This is a genomic window from Thiobaca trueperi (assembly GCF_004342175.1).
In the GTDB taxonomy this organism is placed as follows: domain Bacteria; phylum Pseudomonadota; class Gammaproteobacteria; order Chromatiales; family Chromatiaceae; genus Thiobaca; species Thiobaca trueperi.
This window is the reverse complement of record NZ_SMAO01000002.1, coordinates 110,180-128,207: the sequence shown is the minus strand read 5'-3', so window position 1 is coordinate 128,207 and position 18,028 is coordinate 110,180. Positions and strand designations below refer to the sequence as shown.

Below are 18,028 nucleotides of genomic sequence, written 5' to 3'. Positions count from 1 at the left end.
AACGCTCCATTCAGCGAGAATCTCCGAGCGACACTCACCACAGGACTCTTCGCGCCAGCTTCTGGTAGGCTTGCACCTTTAAATGCTCTCCACCCGCTTTCAGCCTGACCGGATACCCCATCATGAAGCCCCAACCCCTCATCCTGCGCAAGGACCAGGAACGTCGCCTGCTCGCCGGCCATTGCTGGATCTACAGCAACGAGATCGATACCCAGGCCACCCCGCTGAAAGGTTTCGCGCCCGGACAGCCGGTCGAGATCCTGAGCGACCACGAACGCTGGATCGGGCATGGCTATGTCAATCCGCACTCGCTGATCTGCGCCCGGATCGTCAGCCGCGACCGCAGCCATCCGCTCAGTCCGGCGCTCTGGGTGCAGCGCATCCACGATGCACTGACCCTGCGCGAGCGGCTCTACAAACGCCCTTTCTATCGGCTGGTGTTCGGCGAGAGCGATGGTCTGCCGGGCCTGATCGTAGACCGCTACGACGATCTGCTCTGCGTGCAGATCACCACGGCGGGCATGGAGCGGGTACGCGGCGAGATCCTGGCTGCGCTGGAACAGGTGATCCGGCCCAAGGCCATCGTGCTGCGCAACGATACCTCGGTGCGCGAACTGGAAGGGTTGGAGCAGGGCGTGGAAGTCGTGCTTGGACAACCCGCTGACAGTCTGACGCTGATCGAGCATGAGCTTGAATTCGAGGTTTCGCCGCTAACCGGACAGAAGACCGGCTGGTTCTTCGATCAGGCCGAAAACCGCTCGCGGCTGGCCCGCTACGGTGTCGGCAACCGGGTGCTGGATGTCTGTAGTTACATCGGCGCCTGGGGTCTGCGCGCGGCGGCGCTGGGCGCCGATGAAGTGCTGTGCGTCGATAGCGCCCAGCCGGCACTGGAACGGATCATTGCGAATGCCGCCCGCAACCGGCTGGATCAACGGGTGCAGACCAAACGGGGCGACGCCTTCGAGGTCCTGCGCGATCTGCGCGCGCAGGGCAAGACCTTCGACACCGTCATGCTCGACCCGCCCGCCTTCATCAAGCGTCGCAAGGACGAAAAAGAAGGCGCTCAAGCCTATCAGCGGCTCAACCGGCTCGGCATCGAGCTACTGGAGCCGGGCGGTCTGCTCGTCACCTCGTCCTGTTCCTTCCACATGAACCGCGACGCCTTTCTGCGCGCGGTGCAGCAGGCCGCGCGACGGGCCGGTCGCAGTCTCCAGTTGCTGGAAACCGGTCAGCAGGGACCGGATCATCCGGTGCATCCGGCGATTCCCGAGACGGCTTATCTCAAGACGCTCTTTCTGCGGGTACTGCCGGATTTCTGAGGTCAAAAACGGACAGGATTAACAGGATGACTCAAGATTAACAAGATTAAAAACAATCGTTTGAAAAATCCTGTCCATCCTGGAAAATCCTGTTAATCCTGTCTAAATTGAGAGCCTGTCATGCCAATCGCTCGCCGACTTTTGGCCGCCGTTCTGCTGCTGTCGCTGGTTCCGCCGTTGACATGGGCCACATCCGAAGGTCGTCTCCAGCGCATTGAGGCGGCGAAAACGCTGCGCGTCTGTATCTGGCCTGACTATTACGGCATTTCATTCCGCAACCCGAAAAACCGGCAGCTCTCGGGAATCGATATCGATCTGGCGCGCGATCTGGCTGCCGATCTGGGCGTCGAGGTTCAGTTCATTGACAGTTCATTCGCCACCCTGATCGAGGATGTCACCAGCGACCGCTGCGACATCGCCATGTTCGCCATCGGCATCACGCCATCGCGACAGGAAAAACTGCGCTTCACCCAGCCGCATCTGGCAAGCGACATCTACGCCATTACCACCCGCACCAACCAGCGCATTCAAAGCTGGGCGGACATCGACCAGCCCGGCACCGTGGTCGCCGTCGCCAGGGGAACGCTGCACGAACCGGTGATGAAAGAGAAGCTGCAACACGCCGAACTGCGCATCCTTGATACCCCGCACGCGCGCGAGCAGGAGGTCCAGTCCGGACGCGCGGATGTCTTCATGACCGATTTTCCCTACAGCCGCCGCATGCTCAACAACCATGACTGGGCGCGGCTCGTTTCCCCCGCTGCGACCTATCACATCACGCCCTATGCCTGGGCAATGCAGCCGGGCGACGACGCCTTTTACGCCCGCGTCGAGCAGTTTCTGACCGCCATCAGGCAGGATGGCCGGCTGCTCGACTACGCCAGACGCCACGGACTCGAACCCATCGTCGCCCGTTAGTTCGGTGCTGAACACCGCCATGGCCCATTCGCTCCAGCCACATCGGCGCGGCCTGCTGCTGGCGGCGCTGATGCTCCTAGTGGTGATCGGCTGGCTGGCGGTCTTTGGCGTCACGCTCTGGAGTCTGCACGACAAGGCGCTGGACGACGGCTTTGCCGATGCCCGGATGCACGCGCGCAATGTCGAGGATCATCTGACCAAAACGCTACAGGTGATCGAACTGGGCGCGGACAGCCTGCCGCCCGACGGTGGACACGCCAGCACCGGGACGCTCAATCAGTCTCTGGCGGTCATGCTGCGTCCATCGCCTTTTCTCCGCTCACTGTCGCTGCTGAACCCGGATGGCCGGGTGATCGCCAGTTCAGACCCTCGCAATGTCGGCCTGCCGATCAATCTGCACGGGTTTTATCCGGAGGCCGGTCTGGACTGGCCGCAATTGCGCATCGGCACGCCCTGGCATGGGCGCGATCTCGGCGACGCCCGGCCCTGCGCCGGGGAGCCCGCGCCACCCAGCGCGCCGGGCTTCATCCCGGTCATGCGCCCGGTCGAACTCAAGGACCAGCCCGGCTGGTGGCTGGCGGCGCTCAATCCGGACGACTTCATCAATCACTTCAGCGAGTTGCTGCCGGTCGATGAGGGGCGCGTCCAGCTCCTGCGCTATGACGGCATGCTGCTGCTGTCATCGCATCCCGACGACATTCCGGGGCGCAGTGATCAGGCGGGTCAGGTGCCGAACCGGCTGGAGCAGCAGGAATTCGGGGACTTTGAGCAAAGGCTGTCGGACGGCACGCAGACGCTGACGGCCTACCGCGCCTCCAGCCGCTTCCCCGTCGTGATCGCCGTCCATCTCGACCGGAAGTACATTCTTGGTCAGTGGTTGGCTGACGTGCGTGGGCTGTCGATGATCGTGCTCCCCATTCTGGCGGCGCTGTCGGTCGCCACGCTGCTGTTCTGGCGGCGTCATCAAAGGCTCGAACAGCAGCGCGCCGAGCTGGAACGGCAGCGCCGACTGACCTCCAGTGTCTTCGACGCCAGCTCCGACGCCATCATGCTGACCACGCCGAGCGGCGAGATCCTCTCCACCAACCCGGCCTTCGAGCACATGACCGGCTACAGCGGGGACGAGGTGCGGGGGCGGAACCCGCGTCTGCTCGCCTCGGGACAGCACGACGCGGCCTTTTACCGCGCGCTCTGGAACGCGGTCATCGAGACCGGGCACTGGCAGGGTGAAATCATCGACCGCCGCAAGGACGGCAGCCTCTACACCGGGCTCCTGACCATCAATGCCGTGCGGGATGACGCAGGCCGGATTCAGCACTGTGTCGGCGTCACCTCGGACATGACCGAGCGCAAGCGTTATGAAGCGGAACTGCTGGCCGCCAAGGAACGCGCCGAGGCGGCGGCGCTGGCCAAAACGACCTTCCTCGCCACCATGAGCCACGAGCTGCGCACCCCCATGAACGGCATCCTGGGGATGACCGACATCCTGCTGCGCTCGGAACTGAACGACAAACAACGCCGCCAGATTGGCATCGTCAAAAGCTCCGCCGAATCGCTGCTGACGATCCTCGCCGACATTCTCGATTATTCGCGCATCGAGGCGCACGGCATCACGCTCAAACCCAGCCCTTTCGATCCGGTCGAGACCATCCAGGTTGTCCTCGCACTTTTTGCGCCGCACGCAGACAAAAAGTCGCTGACGCTGCGCGCCGAGACGCTCGAACCGCCACCGGGCATGATCGTCGCCGATCCGGTTCGCTTCCGGCAGATCCTCACCAACCTCGTCTCCAACGCCATCAAGTTCACCCATGACGGCGGGATCAGCGTCCGTGTCTGGAGCGAGCCGGCGAATTCAGACCATGAGCACGCGATGCTCGTGGTGACGGTCATGGATACCGGGATCGGCATCCCCAGTGCGCTGCACGAGAGCATCTTCGACGCCTTTGTCCAGGTCGATGGCTCGCACTCGCGAAGCTATGGCGGCACCGGACTGGGACTCGCCATCAGCCGGCGACTGGCCGAGACCATGGGCGGCACCCTGGGGGTCGCCAGCACCCCTGGCCTGGGAAGCTGTTTCACGCTGCGGATTCGCGTCATTCGCGCCTGAGACTTCTAGCGCGACCGCTCCCGCGCGGCTATGATCGATCCATCGCTGCAAACGCGCTTGGAATCGGGACACTGGAGCGAACGATGCAACAGATTGAGTTCAGGACATCGCGTCGATCAATCGGGCGCATCGGTCTGGGGCAGAACCAGGAACTCATGGTCGGCAGCGATCACGCCGGCCCGCTGTGCATTGCCGGCCCGGCGGTCCTGCCGCAGCATGCCCGCTTCGTCTGCCGCAATGAAATCGTCTGGATCGAACCGCTGGGCACCGCGCCCCTGCTGCTGAATGGCACGCCGGTCGAGCAGGCGATGGCGGTCAAAGACGGCGACTGGCTGGCATTCGGCGAGACCCTGATCCAAATCCGGCTGCCCGACGGCGCGCCACCCGTTCAAACCGCCGCAACCCCACGCCCACCATCGACCAGCACGGCGACCCATTCAGCCGCCGACATCATTGTCGGCCGTCTGCCTGGCTGCGGCCTGCCGATCGACTCGCCGCTGATCTCGCGCGAGCACGCCCGACTCATCCTCGCTGACGACGGCGTCTGGCTGGAAGATCTCGGAAGCATCAACGGGACCTGGATCAATGGTCAGCGTGTGACCAAACCCGTGCCGCTGCGTCCCGGCGACCGCGTCTCCTTCGCCAGCTTCGTCTTTCTCTTTTCCGGGACCGCACTGGAACCCGCCGAGGCCGGCAACCGGGTGCGAATCGCGGCGCGCGGGCTGACCAAAACGGTGATTGATCGGGCCAGCGGCCAGCCGCGCCATCTGCTCAATCAGATCGATCTGGTCATCGAACCGGGCGAGTTCGTCGTCATCTTCGGCACCAGCGGCTCGGGCAAATCGACCCTGATGGATGCGCTCAACGGACGCCGTCCAGCCTCGTCGGGACAGGTCGCTTACAACGGTGTCGATCTCTACCGTTCGTTCGACCTCTTCCGCTCCGGCATCGGCTATGTGCCCCAGCAGGACATCGTTCACCGCAAGATCCGCATGCGCAACGCGCTACGCTACACGGCGCGGCTCAGACTGCCGCCCGACACCACGCCGCGCGAGATCGACGCCAACATCGAGCGGGTGCTGGAGCGGGTCGGCATGGCCGACAAGGCCGATCTGGCGGTGGATACGCCCGAGCCACTGAGCGGCGGACAGCTCAAGCGTGTCAGTCTGGCGGTCGAGCTGGTCGCCAATCCCAATGTGCTCTTTCTCGACGAGGCCACCAGCGGACTCGACGCCGGCACCGACAAGAAGATGATGCGTCTCTTCGCCGATCTGGCCGCCGATGGCAAGACCGTGGTCTGTGTCACCCACACGCTCGAAAACATCGACCACTGTCATCTGGTCGCGCTGCTGCATCGCGGCTGTCTGGTCTATTACGGCCCGCCCCAGCAGGCGGCGGCCCATTTCGGTGTCGCGCGTCTGTCGGATGTCTACGAGCGGCTGGAATCCAGCAAGGCGGATGAGTGGCATGCCCGCTTTCTCGCCTCTGAGCACTACGCGCGTTATGTGCGCGGGCGTCTGCCGAGCAATGCCGAACCGCCGACGCCTGCCGATGCCGCTCCGCCGACCCGTCCCCGGCGCACGCGCCGTCTGCGTGCGCTGTTCGATTTCCGGCAGAGCCTCACCCTCACCCGCCGTTATCTGGATCTGCTGCTGTCTGATCGCCTGAATCTGCTGGTGCTGCTGCTCCAGGCGCCGCTGATCGCGCTGGCGGTCGGCGCGGTCTTCGAGACCGGCGGCTCACTGCCCGAGCGCGCCGCCGCCGAGAGTCAGGTCAGCTTCGTGCTGGTGCTGTCGGCGATCTGGTTCGGCTGTATCAACTCAGCCCGCGAGATCGTCAAGGAACTGCCCGTCTATCTGCGCGAGCGGTCAGTCACGGTCAGGCTGCCCGCCTATCTGGTCAGCAAGCTCATTCCGCTCGCGCTCCTGTGTCTGCTGCAATGTGCCAGCTTTCTCGCCATCGTCACCTGGATGCTCGGCTTTCCGGGATCCTTCGGCGACCGGCTCGTCGTCCTCTTTCTCGCCGGTCTGGCCGCGACCGGCATGGGTCTGGCCGTGAGCGCCTTCGTCAATTCAAACGACAAGGCGATTGCCGCGCTGCCGCTGCTGCTGATCCCGCAGTTCATCCTCTCCAATTCAGTGGTGGCGCTGTCGGACGGCACCGAGGTCTTCGCGCGCATCACCGTCATCGCCTACTGGGGGCTCGACGCCATGCGCGCGACTCTAGCCCCGGAGATCCTGGCCCTGCATCATCCCGACGGCTCGCCGCTGATTCGGGTCAGCGGCGAATGGGCCAGCGACGCCGCCTTTCTCGGGGCGCAGACAGCCGCCTTTGTGCTCCTGACGCTGATTGGCCTGAAACTCAAGGATCGCAGGATTTAATGAGATTTCCTGGAAACCTTGTACCTGAATCAGAAAATTTATTTAGACAGGATTTACAGGATTTAAAACAGTGGTTTAAAAATCCTGTTAATCCTGTCTGAATTCAGATATTTCGACCCTATGAACCGGGCCGCACACATGACCGACTCGACCGCGCAGAAACGCTGTCCCAAATGTCAGGCGCTCAACCTGATCGCCGAGCTGCCCCTGCGCGATTATCGCTGCGGCGACTGCGGCCTGGAACTCGCTCATCTGGACCTGACGATCCACGGCACCATCCGTGGCATCACGGGCTGGCTGCTGGACGTGGACACCCTGGTCAATGATCGCTACCGGATCGACTCCGTACTCGGCAAGGGCGGCTTTGGCGTCACCTATCTGGTCAACGATCTGCGGCTCCACCACAAGCGCCGGGCGCTCAAGGAGATCCCGGAGGCACTCTTCGACGAGCACGAAACCCGTCTGCTCGGGCGTCTGAGCCATCCCGCCATACCGGACATCACTGACCGTTTCAGCGAGCAGGGAATGGTCTATCTGGTGCTGGAGTTCGGTGGCAACCGCACCCTGAGAATCGAACAGGCGCAGCGCGGCGGGCGCATTCCGCTCTTCGTGCTGCTGCCCTGGATGCGCCAGCTCTGTGACGTCCTGCACTATCTGCATGAGCAGACTCCGCCGATCATCCATCGCGATCTCAAGCCAGACAACGTCCTGCTCGACGAAAATGGCCGGATCATGCTGATCGATTTCGGCATCGCCAAGGACTCCACGCCCGATACGGCGACCCGCACGCTGGGACGCGCGGCCTCGCAGGGCTTCAGCCCGCCCGAGCAGGTGCTCGGCACCGGCACCGATGCGCGCTCCGATGTCTATGCGCTCGGCGCCATTCTCTACAATCTCCTGACCAACACCATGCCGCCCGCCGCGCATGAGCGTGTCATCGGCAAGACCATCGTTCCTCTGTCGCAGATCCTGCCCGAGATCCCACCCCTGCTCGACGCGGCGGTCATGAAGGCGCTGGAACTCAACATCAATCTGCGTCAGCAGTCGATCCACGAACTGGCTCAGACGCTGGATCTGGTGCAGTCGGGTGGCGCAGACACGGCCACTGTCCTTGTCGCCGGCATGACGGAGACCCTCAGACCCTCTCAACCGGGCGCGGCGGTCCATCTGCCGAGCGTGCAGATTCCATCCAGTCGCTCGTCAGCGGGTCTTGCGGCAGCCAGCATGCGTCTCGACCAGCCGCTGGCCAGCCCGGAGCCATCCAACCGACCCTGGATCGCCATACTGGCCGGGATCAGTATCCCCACACTGCTCGCCGTGGCTGGATTCTGGTACTGGCAGCAACAGCAGGATGTCAGCTCACAGGTCGCAGAGACCCCGCCAGTCAGCAAAGAGGCCCAGCCACCGCAACAGGATGCGCCCGCCGACCAGACGGCGGGACAACGCACAGCCGGGGACGATGCGCGCCCACCACCGGTGGAGGACGCGCCAACCGACCTGACGCCAGCGTCTGCCTCCACGGCGGCAGCCGGCGTCGCCGCCACCGCCGCAACGGCCGCCGCCGCGCAGGCCGCGCTGAATGCCAGGAGCGAAACGGCTGCGCCCGCATCGCCACAAACGGCTCCAGCGACGGCATCATTCCAGCCATCCGCTGCGCTGCCGTCCATCTTCTCCAGTGAACAGCCGGCCTCCAGCACACCGGCGCGACCGGCTGGCGGCGGTTCGCTGCTGGATGTCTTTGAGCAGCAGCGCGCCACCCAGGCGCCGGACTCAACCCAACCCGTGCCTGTGACAGCCCAACCCGTGCCTGTGACAGCCCAACCGCTGACACCCGACAGACCGGCTCCACTGCCGATGCCCGTTTCGCCGCCCAAACCGCTGACCGTCGAGCAACCCAGACCCGCCAAACCGGCAACGACCAGCCGCACGACAACCACGCCAAAGCCGGCCAAGCCCAAAACGACCGCTACGACAACAAGGAAACCCAGCACGCAAGCAAAATCCAGTTCGGCCAGCAGCGCCTCGTCCTGGGGCTTTCAATACAAGGGAGCCGAGAAAAAGGATTGACTGAAAGAATTGACTCAAAGACTTGACTCAAACCAGTCATTCCAACTCATTCATTCCAGATCATTCGATTTAACTTGCCAAATCCAACCCCTGATCAGTTCATCTGCAACATGCCAAAGGAGACCTGACCGTGCATCAAAAACGAACCCTTTTCCAAGCGATTTCCGCCCTGGGTATCTGGGCGTTATGCAGCCTTGCCGCTGTTGCACAGCCCGGCTATGGCTTTGCCGCACCCGGCGGTTACGGACTCAAGGTCTATCGAACCGATTATTCGCTTTATCCATTCGTGCAGATCTATCTGCGATCATTCGATGCGGACATGCAGCCACTGATCAATCTCAATGAGCGCAATCTGGGTCTGATGATTCAGGGCCGCCCCTATGATCCGCGCAAGATGCAGTACGGCATTCAGTCCATTCGTGATCGCGCCGAGGCCACCCGTTCGGTGCTGGTGATCGACGCCAGCAAATCGATGGCGGGCGCGCCATTCGAGGAAACCCTGCGCGCCGCGATCCGCTTTATCGAAAGCAAGCGCCCGCAGGATGAAGTGGCGGTGCTCGCCATTCGTGACACCAAAGACGGCTACGATCTGGTCTCGCAATTCGAGCGCGACGAGCGCGCACTGGCGCGCCGTATCGCCGACATTCGCGCCGACGGCATGAAGACACGGCTCTATGACAGCATCGGCGCGGCCCTGCAACTCTGTGGCATGAGCGCGCAGGGATCGATCGCAGGCGGCAGTTATGTCATCTCCTGTTCCGTCATCGTCATGTCGGACGGCAAGGACGAAGGCAGTTCGGTCAGCCGCGAGGAACTCATGACGCGCATTTCCAATATGCGCATCCCGATTCCGCTCTATTCGCTCGCCTATTCGCGGATCGACAGCAGTTATTTCAAGAACCTGGAAGCCCTGTCGAAGAATTCATTCGGCATCTATTATCACATCGGCGAAACGAACTATCAGATGCAGCGCGTCGTGGAACAGATCCAGAATATCCTGCAAAGCGACTATGTCGTCACCTTCCGCTCCTATGTCCCGGTCGATGGCGCCAGCCATAACATCAAGCTCGGCATCGAATATCCCAGCGGCAGCGGAAAATATGTCTATGATGACGCGACCTTCGAGGCCATTCAGCCGCCACCCTTCCCCGCCACCATGGAGGCCATTCAGCAACTGAACCAGAAAATCCCCGCGCTTCCCGATGGCAATCCCTTCTGGCCAACGGCGGATGGGGTGTCAAGTGAGAGGCCATCGACCATGCCGCAATCCACGCCACAACAATAAAGAGGATCGATGACATGACTATCTCGAATCGCAGCAGCATGACGGCGCTGACAGTCGCCATCGCCCTGACGCTCTCCGGCTGCGTCACCACCGGCGACACCCAGGGGCAGGCGATGGGGGCCGGTATCGGCGCGGCACTCGGGTGCGGCGTGGGCGCGCTGGTTTCGGGCGACGCCCGGGGCTGCGCCACCGGCGCAGCAATCGGTGGGGTACTGGGCTGGGGCGTGGTCGCCATCAACCAGTATCAGGCGCGGCAGGTGCGCTCCAGCTCCGCCGACAACCGGGTCTACGGCCTGACCAAACCGGTCAGCAGCACCCAGGTCAAGATCCGCAGGGGTTCCAACTCGCCCAAATCAGTGCGCGCCGGACAACCGGTCAACATCGTCACCGACTACTCGGTCATGCTGCCATCGAGCGCCGGCACAGCCCTGGTGACAGAAAGCTGGACACTCAAAAAAGACGGCAAGGTCGTCACCCAGCTCCCGGAAAAATCCACCAGCCGGAGTGCTGGCGGCTGGGAGGCCCAGGCCGAGATCACCATTCCGCCGGACGTGCCACCGGGAACCTATGTGATCGAACACTCAGTCAAGTCGGGTGGAAGCTATGACATGGACGAGTCGAGCTTTGTCATTCGCTCCTGATTGCCGATGAACGCCTTTTTGATGTCAACCTGGCTGTTCGGCGGTCTGCTGGGCGGCGGAGCGGACGTCGGCTGCGTCTCCGACGCCCAGGCCGACCGCACCATGCAGGAGATCCGGCAGCAATGGCCCCTGCGGCCATCGCTGGATCCGGTCGCGGTCGCCGTGCAGGATCTGGGGCGCCGCCTGACGCGGACGGTCGATCCGCAAAGACAGCGCCGCTGGGAGTTTGCGGTCGTGCGCAATCTCGAACCCAGCGCCTTCGCCCTCGGCGGCGGGCGTTTCGTCGTCAGCGACGGACTCGTCGCCTTCGTGCGCAGCGAGTCAGAACTCGCCGCCGTCCTCGCGCATGAGATCGCTCATCAGCAACTGGATCATTTCTGCCGCCAGGCACCGCGCAGCGCCGAGCGTATCGATCTTGGCGGCGTCACGCAGCATTTCGATCTGAAAACGGAACTGGAGGCGGACGCCAAAGCAGTCGATCTGCTCACCGCTGCCGGTTTCGATCCTCAGGCGATGGCAGCCGTCCTGCGCTGTCTGACGCAAGCGCCCGGCGGCTCCTCGCCGCAACTTGCCAAACGTCTGAACGCCCTGCGGGCGATCCCGGCGGCGTCAACCTCCCGGTCGCAGACCGACTCACCCGCCTTCAGGCGTGCACGGGAAAGCGTGCAGGAGGATCTCGGCGAATGGAATGGCGGAGAGACGGTTTGTCGTTGAGTCCGATGTGATGTGATGCAGTGCTTTTCATTCGGTTACGCCCGGGTCCAGTCGCCCGGGCCGACCGAACATCCTCCCGCCGTGCCTGACCTCCAGCCCAAGCCGCATCCAGGGTCGTGCACGTCTGGCCCGAGCGATGATCGAAATGGGCGGACGTACCTTCCTGCTTGCCCACATCCCTGGCCAGGGTCAAAATGTCGCCACGCAAGGCGATCTTTCCATCCACTCCATCATTGGAAACATGCCCCCGATGAAGATACTCCTGGTCGATGACTCCAAATCCGCGCGGTATGCCCTGCGGCTCCAGCTCCAGCGTCACAATGTCGAGGTCGAGACGGCGGATTCCGCTGAGTCGGCCTTCGAGATCCTCAAGACGCAACTGCCGGACGCCATTCTGATGGACCACATGATGCCGGGGCTGAATGGCTTCGAGGCATTGGACGTGATCCGTGAAGATCCGCGCACGGCTCAGATCCCGGTGATCATGTGCACCTCGCACGAAGAGCCTGAATTCGTCGCCACGGCCAACAAAAAGGGGGTCTTCGGCATCCTGCCAAAATCAGCCGCCGCCGATCTGCTCCCTGACATTCTCGACAAACTGCATGCCAGTCTCGCCGCGCCCGGCACATCCGCGCCAGTCGAAGCAGTGAGCAAACCGGTGATGGGCGCCACGGCGTCAGGGCTGTCGGAGGACGCCATCACCAGACTCATCAATGCGCGTGTGGATGAACGATTGACCCATCTGCTGACGCCCATGCTCGATGATCTGCGTCGCCATCTGACCGAAGGTCTCCAGAACGACGTCCGCCAGATCCTTGACGACCGTCTCGCGGCGGAACAGGCGGCACGCCGCACGGCGGCACCGCCGCCCACGATGGCGGATTTGCAGGCGATCTCGACACGTCTGGCCACCGAAACCCTGCCCGATCTGCTCCGGCGCGGGATCGAGGCCGAACGGGGACATCTCATGGAAGCGGTCAAGGCCCATCTGCGCGACGCCGCGCCCGCCAGCGGCGCGGCAGCCCGGCATGAGCGGGGGGAGGAGAGCGATCAGGCGCTTCTCGCCAGGACGGAGGCAATGGCCCGCCGCGCCGCGCAGGAGGCCGTCGAATCGGCGCTCATCACGACCCAGCAATCGCTGCAGGCGACCGAACAGGCCTTGCGCGGGGCAATCGGCCGACTTCATGGACTGATCGCCGTGGCGGCGATCCTCGGCATCGGCGCCGCTGGCCTGGTGTTTTTCCTGCTGCGCACCTGATCGCTATTGGACAGGATTAACAGGATTAAAAACAATTAGTTGAAAGCCCTGTCAATCCTGGGAAATCCTGTTAATCCTGTCTAACATCGGCGCTGACATCACCTTTCCGGGCAATCGCCTGAGTGGCGGTTGCCGCGAATCGACGCCCTCAGTCCACCCAGACCCGTGCATTTCTGAACAGCCGCATCCAGGGGCCGTCCTGCTCCCACTCTTCGGGATTCCAGGCATTCTGCACCCCGCGAAAGACCCGCTCGGGATGCGGCATCATGATCGTTACCCGTCCATCCGCCGTGGTCAGACCGGCGATGCCCTCCGGCGAACCGTTGGGGTTGGCCGGATAGCGTTCGGCCACGCGGCCATCGTTCTCCACGTAACGAACGGTCACGAAGGGTTGTGCAGCGGCCAACTGCGCGGCGTCGCGGAACTCGGCGCGGCCCTCGCCATGCGCGACCGCGATCGGCATCCGCGAGCCGGCCATATCCGCCAGCAGCACTGAAGGCGTGTCGGCGACCGCCAGCATCAGGGTGCGCGCCTCGAACTGCTCCGAGCGGTTGCGCACGAAATGCGGCCAATGATCCGCACCCGGAATGAGCTCGCGCAGATTGGAGAGCATCTGACAGCCGTTGCAGATGCCGAGCGCGAAGGTATCCGAGCGCGCGAAAAAGGTCTGGAACTGATCCCGCGCCCGGTTGTTGAAGAGGATGGTCTTGGCCCAGCCCTCCCCGGCTCCCAGCACGTCGCCATAGGAAAAGCCGCCGCAGGCCGCCAGACCCCGGAAGCGCGCCAGATCGACGCGCCCGGCGATGATGTCGGACAGATGTACATCGACACACTCGAAGCCCGCCGCATGGAAGGCCGCCGCCATCTCGACCTGACCGTTGACGCCCTGTTCGCGCAGAATGGCGATGGCTGGACGAGCGCCACGCTCGATATAGGGTGCGGCGATGTCATCGTCCGGGTCGAAGGTCAGCTCGGCATGGAGTCCGGGATCATCCATGACGATGCGCGCGAAGGATTCGGCGGCGCAGTCGGGATGATCGCGCAGCGACTGCATGCGGTAGCTGGTCTCGGACCAGACCTGTTGCAGTTCGGCCCGACCGGACTCGAACAGCACCTGACCGTGCCGCCGGATGCGGATCCGGTCGTCGTCATTGAGTGTCCCGATCACGGTGCTGCATGCGCCCAACCCCTGATCGCGGAGGATCTTCAGCGCGCAGTCGGTCCCGCTGTGGGGTACCTGGATCACGGCGCCCAGTTCCTCGCTGAAGAGTGCGGCGAGCGGATCCGGCCCCAGGGCATCCAGATCGATATCGATCCCGCAATGTCCGGCAAAGGCCATTTCGGCGAGCGTGACCAGCAGTCCGCCGTCGGAGCGGTCATGATAGGCGAGCAGCATCAGTTCGCCGAACAGATCGCGGAGCGCCGCAATCAACTGCACCAGCAGCTCGGGCTGATCGAGATCCGGCCCCTGATCGCCGAGCTGGCCATAGACCTGGGCCAGACAGGAGCCGCCAAGCCGGTTCCGGCCGCGCCCCAGATCGATCAGGATCAGATCGGTATCGCCCTCGTCGGTGCGCAGCACCGGGGTGAGGGTCTGACGCACATCCTCAACCGGCATGAAGGCCGAGACGATCAGCGACAGCGGGGCGGTCATCTCGCGACGCGCGCCGTCCTCGCCAGACCAGACGGTCTTCATGCTCATCGAGTCCTTGCCGACCGGGATGGCGATGCCGAGCGACTGACAGAGACGCGACACCGCCGCGACCGTGTCATAGAGCCGTGCATCCTCGCCCGCATGGCCCGCCGCCGCCATCCAGTTGGCCGAGAGCTTGATGTCGCCGATGTCGTGGATATAGGTCGCGGCGAGATTGGTCAGCGCCTCGCCGACCGCCATCCGGCCCGAGGCGGGGGCATCGAGCAGCGCCAGCGGGGTGCGCTCGCCGATAGCCATGGCCTCGCCGGTGAAGCCGCGATAATCGCTGAGGGTCACGGCACAGTCGGCCACCGGCACCTGCCAGGGTCCGACCATCTGCTCGCGCGCGACCAGCCCGGTGATGCTGCGGTCGCCGATGGTGATGAGAAAGCTCTTGTCCGCGACCGTCGGCAGTCGCAGCACGCGGAAAATGGCCTCGCCGAGATCAATGCCAGCAGTCGCGATGGCCGTTCGCGGCGGGTCGATCCGCTGCACCGCGCGCTGCATTTTGGGCGGTTTGCCAAAGAGCAGCGGCAGCGGCATATCGATGGGCCAGTCGCCGAACTGCCGGTCACTGAGCCGGAGTTCTTCCGCTTCGGTCGCCTCGCCGACCACCGCGAAGGGACAGCGCTCGCGCGCGCAGATCGCCTTGAACGCATCAAGCCGCTCCGCCGCCACGGCCAGGACATAGCGTTCCTGCGACTCGTTGCACCAGATCTCCATCGGCGACATGCTGGGGTCGTCGTTCGGCACCTCACGCAGCTCGAAGTGGCCGCCGCGCTCGCCGTCATGCACCAGCTCGGGCAGCGCGTTGGAGAGTCCGCCCGCGCCCACGTCATGGATAAAAAGAATGGGGTTTTCCTCGCCGCGCGCCCAGCAGCGGTCGATGACCTCCTGACAGCGGCGCTCCATCTCGGGATTGGCGCGCTGCACCGAGGCAAAGTCCAGATCCTCCGCCGAACTGCCGGAGGTCATGCTGGAGGCCGCGCCGCCGCCGAGTCCGATCAGCATCGCCGGCCCGCCCAGCACGATCAGGGGTGTACCGGGCGGAAACGGCTGCTTGGCGACATGCTCGGCGCGGATGTTGCCCAAGCCCCCGGCCAGCATGATCGGCTTGTGATAACCGCGCAGTTCGGGTTCACCATCGGGGCCAGGAATCCACTGTTCATAGGTGCGGAAATAGCCGGCGAGATTGGGTCGCCCGAATTCGTTGTTGAAGGCCGCCGCACCGATGGGGCCATCGAGCATGATGTCGAGCGCCGAGACGATGCGTCCCGGCTTGCCGTGATCGGACTCCCAGGGCTGCACGAAACCGGGAAGACGCAGATTGGAGACCGAAAACCCGCAGAGCCCCGCCTTGGGCCTGGCGCCCTGACCGGTCGCACCCTCGTCGCGGATCTCACCACCCGAGCCGGTCGCCGCGCCCGGATGCGGGGCAATGGCGGTCGGATGGTTGTGGGTCTCCACCTTCATCAGGATATGGATGGGTTCCTCGTGCTCGCCATAGACGGCGCTTGCCGGGTCGGGGATGAAGCGCCGACCCTCCCAGCCGGCGATGACCGCCGCATTGTCCTTGTACGCCGACAGCACGCCCTCGGGCGACGCCTGGGTGGTCTGGCGGATCATGCCGAAGAGCGAATGCGTCTGCGGCTCGCCGTCGATGACCCAGTCGGCGTTGAAGATCTTGTGCCGGCAGTGCTCCGAGTTGGCCTGCGCGAACATCATCAGCTCGACATCGGTCGGGTCGCGTCCCAGCGCGGCGAAATTCCCGGCCAGATAGTCGATCTCGTCGTCGGACAGGGCCAGACCCAGTTCCAGATTGGCCGCGACCAGCGCCGGACGTCCGTCGGCCAGCAGCGCGATCCGCCGCAGCGGACGCGGCTCGGCGGCCTCGAACAGACGCTGCGCCGCATCCAGATCGAAGAGCGCCAGCTCGGTCATGCGGTCGTGCAGGATGGCCGATGCCTCCCGCAGCGTGCGCTCGTCGATCCCGCCGGATGCCGGGGTCAGGTAATAGGCGACCCCGCGTTCCAGCCGCCGGATCGCACTCAGACCACAGTTGTGTGCGATGTCGGTCGCCTTCGAGGACCAGGGCGAGATGGTCCCCGGACGCGGCACCACCAGCACCAGCGCGCCCGCCGGGTCATGATCGGGCAGGCTCGGACCATAACGCAGCAGGCGCTCCAGAACCGCCTGCCCGTCCCCGTTCAGCTCACCGGACAACTGGGCGAAATGAATGAACTCGGCGTAGGGTTGAATCGGCATCCCGATATGCTCGCGCAGACGGTCGGCGAGCTTGCGGAGACGGAATTCGGACATGGCGGGGGCGCCGCGAAGGACCAGCATGGGCGATTGCTCCGGATGCGTGGAGAGAATGGAATGATACTTGAGCCCGCTTCGGTTGGGGCGGCGCGAATGTCAATCAGCATTCCCGGACAGCCGGATCAGCGATCCCGCCGGGGATGCTCGTCAAAAAACCGCAGCATTTCGCGTGAGGCGTCCGGCCCGTGCGGCTCGGCGTAGGTGCCGAGGTCATCGCCACCCATCCAGCCGTGACCGGCGCTGTGAACCAGCCAGAGTTCGGCCCTGGCACGACCCTCCGCGTCCTGATAGCGGGTGTGGGTGAAACCGTAACCGCCGGGAATACGCCCCTGTCTGACCTGCACACCAACCTCCATGCAGGCCGGATGGCCGCAGGCCTGCGCGATCACTTGCAGCGCATTGGCGGGATGCACGGTCGTATCGCAGTCGCCATGAAAGACGATGGCTGGTAACGGACGATTCTGCAACGGCGGCGAGATCCAGCCGCTGCGCACCACACCCTGACGCATGGCGCCGACGGCGGAGACCATGTCACGCGCAGCACCATGCGGCAAACCGGAATGGACGCCAACGGCGGCGTAGAGGTCGGGATAGGTCGCCGCCAGGGTCGCCGCCATCGCGCCACCTGCCGACAGACCCGCGACATAAACGCGCTGCGGATCAATATTGTGGGAAGCCATCACCTGTCGCGTCAGATCGGCGATGATGGACGGCTCGCCCTGATCGCGCTGCTGATCCGTCTCGTTGAACCAGTTCCAGCAACCTGACAGATTGGCCGAGTCGGCCTGCGCCGGATAGAGCACGACCCAGCCCTGCTCCTCGGCGAGCTGATTCATGCGGGTGCCGGTGGCGAAGTCTTCGGGATCCTGTCCGCAGCCATGCAGCATGACGATCAGGGGCCGCGCCTGCCGAACCCCGGCGCGCTGGCCGGGCAGATAGAGCCGGTAGTCACGGCTGCCGGCCTGATTGGCGTAGGAGCCGCCGAAAAAACCAGGGCCGGACATCTCATTGAGCAGGGGGTCAGACTCCATGCCGCCCCCGGACATCATGACGTCGCTGGCATCCGGGCGATTTTCAACCCCCGTCAATCCTTCTGCTGCCATCTGGAAATCGCCCTCAATGACATCCCGCTCATCGGGGATCGCCTCGGCGACGCCAGACAGGTTGCCAAGGGCGCGCTGGATGATGACCGTCGCATCGGCCAGTCGGCCCGCCTGGGTCAGTTGGGTCGCCTCAAACATGGCGTCCCGAAACGAATCATTCATATCAGAAATTTCCGGTTGCAATACAGACGCTGTGCCAGCATCGGCGGCGTTCCTTTTT

11 protein-coding genes are annotated in these 18,028 nt (G+C 64.0%); 9 read left to right on the top strand and 2 right to left on the bottom strand.

The annotated features are described in order from the left end of the window. The first annotated feature begins 122 nt into the window (after positions 1–122). From EDC35_RS03815 to EDC35_RS03775, 9 genes are all read left to right on the top strand, one after another. Entirely contained in the window at positions 123–1,319 is a 1,197-nt protein-coding gene (locus EDC35_RS03815; RefSeq protein ID WP_132975913.1) for a class I SAM-dependent rRNA methyltransferase, read from the top strand. A gap of 120 nt (positions 1,320–1,439) precedes the next feature. Then, on the top strand, positions 1,440–2,237 hold the full coding sequence (locus EDC35_RS03810) for an ABC transporter substrate-binding protein (protein WP_132975911.1): 798 nt from the start codon (positions 1,440–1,442) through the stop codon (positions 2,235–2,237). A gap of 19 nt (positions 2,238–2,256) precedes the next feature. Next, complete coding sequence (locus tag EDC35_RS03805; protein ID WP_165903339.1) at positions 2,257–4,344, top strand: ATP-binding protein; 2,088 nt, start codon at positions 2,257–2,259, stop codon at positions 4,342–4,344. A gap of 83 nt (positions 4,345–4,427) precedes the next feature. After that, positions 4,428–6,725, top strand: coding sequence for an ATP-binding cassette domain-containing protein (locus tag EDC35_RS03800; protein ID WP_132975907.1), 2,298 nt, complete (start codon positions 4,428–4,430; stop codon positions 6,723–6,725). Positions 6,726–6,863: 138 nt separating this feature from the next. After that, complete coding sequence (locus tag EDC35_RS03795) at positions 6,864–8,792, top strand: serine/threonine protein kinase (protein WP_132975905.1); 1,929 nt, start codon at positions 6,864–6,866, stop codon at positions 8,790–8,792. A 130-nt stretch (positions 8,793–8,922) separates the two neighbouring features. Beyond that, on the top strand, positions 8,923–10,077 hold the full coding sequence (locus EDC35_RS03790; protein WP_243651408.1) for a vWA domain-containing protein: 1,155 nt from the start codon (positions 8,923–8,925) through the stop codon (positions 10,075–10,077). A 14-nt stretch (positions 10,078–10,091) separates the two neighbouring features. Then, positions 10,092–10,718: a glycine zipper domain-containing protein gene (locus EDC35_RS03785; RefSeq protein WP_132975901.1), complete on the top strand. Its 627-nt coding sequence runs from the start codon at positions 10,092–10,094 to the stop codon at positions 10,716–10,718. A 21-nt stretch (positions 10,719–10,739) separates the two neighbouring features. Then, positions 10,740–11,432 (top strand): M48 family metallopeptidase, encoded by a 693-nt coding sequence (locus tag EDC35_RS03780; protein WP_165903338.1) that lies wholly within the window; start codon positions 10,740–10,742, stop codon positions 11,430–11,432. A 250-nt stretch (positions 11,433–11,682) separates the two neighbouring features. Then, positions 11,683–12,690 carry a response regulator gene (locus EDC35_RS03775; protein WP_132975897.1) on the top strand — a complete coding sequence of 336 codons (1,008 nt, stop codon included), beginning with the start codon at positions 11,683–11,685 and terminating at the stop codon, positions 12,688–12,690. Positions 12,691–12,838: 148 nt separating this feature from the next. Here EDC35_RS03775 and purL read toward each other — a convergent pair whose 3' ends face one another. Continuing rightward, on the bottom strand, positions 12,839–16,729 hold the full coding sequence (gene purL / locus EDC35_RS03770) for a phosphoribosylformylglycinamidine synthase (protein ID WP_132975895.1): 3,891 nt from the start codon (positions 16,727–16,729) through the stop codon (positions 12,839–12,841). A 98-nt stretch (positions 16,730–16,827) separates the two neighbouring features. Further along, positions 16,828–17,970: an extracellular catalytic domain type 1 short-chain-length polyhydroxyalkanoate depolymerase gene (locus EDC35_RS03765; RefSeq protein ID WP_132975893.1), complete on the bottom strand. Its 1,143-nt coding sequence runs from the start codon at positions 17,968–17,970 to the stop codon at positions 16,828–16,830. Between the last annotated feature and the right edge of the window lie 58 nt (positions 17,971–18,028).

What these genes read in the sequence shown, in the direction of transcription:
- EDC35_RS03815 (WP_132975913.1), top strand. Translation starts at nt 123, where the DNA reads ATGAAGCCCCAACCCCTCATCCTGCGCAAGGACCAGGAACGTCGCCTG.
- EDC35_RS03810 (WP_132975911.1), top strand. Translation starts at nt 1,440, where the DNA reads ATGCCAATCGCTCGCCGACTTTTGGCCGCCGTTCTGCTGCTGTCGCTG.
- EDC35_RS03805 (WP_165903339.1), top strand. Translation starts at nt 2,257, where the DNA reads ATGGCCCATTCGCTCCAGCCACATCGGCGCGGCCTGCTGCTGGCGGCG.
- EDC35_RS03800 (WP_132975907.1), top strand. Translation starts at nt 4,428, where the DNA reads ATGCAACAGATTGAGTTCAGGACATCGCGTCGATCAATCGGGCGCATC.
- EDC35_RS03795 (WP_132975905.1), top strand. Translation starts at nt 6,864, where the DNA reads ATGACCGACTCGACCGCGCAGAAACGCTGTCCCAAATGTCAGGCGCTC.
- EDC35_RS03785 (WP_132975901.1), top strand. Translation starts at nt 10,092, where the DNA reads ATGACTATCTCGAATCGCAGCAGCATGACGGCGCTGACAGTCGCCATC.
- EDC35_RS03780 (WP_165903338.1), top strand. Translation starts at nt 10,740, where the DNA reads ATGTCAACCTGGCTGTTCGGCGGTCTGCTGGGCGGCGGAGCGGACGTC.
- EDC35_RS03775 (WP_132975897.1), top strand. Translation starts at nt 11,683, where the DNA reads ATGAAGATACTCCTGGTCGATGACTCCAAATCCGCGCGGTATGCCCTG.
- purL (WP_132975895.1), bottom strand. Translation starts at nt 16,729, where the DNA reads ATGCTGGTCCTTCGCGGCGCCCCCGCCATGTCCGAATTCCGTCTCCGC.
- EDC35_RS03765 (WP_132975893.1), bottom strand. Translation starts at nt 17,970, where the DNA reads ATGAATGATTCGTTTCGGGACGCCATGTTTGAGGCGACCCAACTGACC.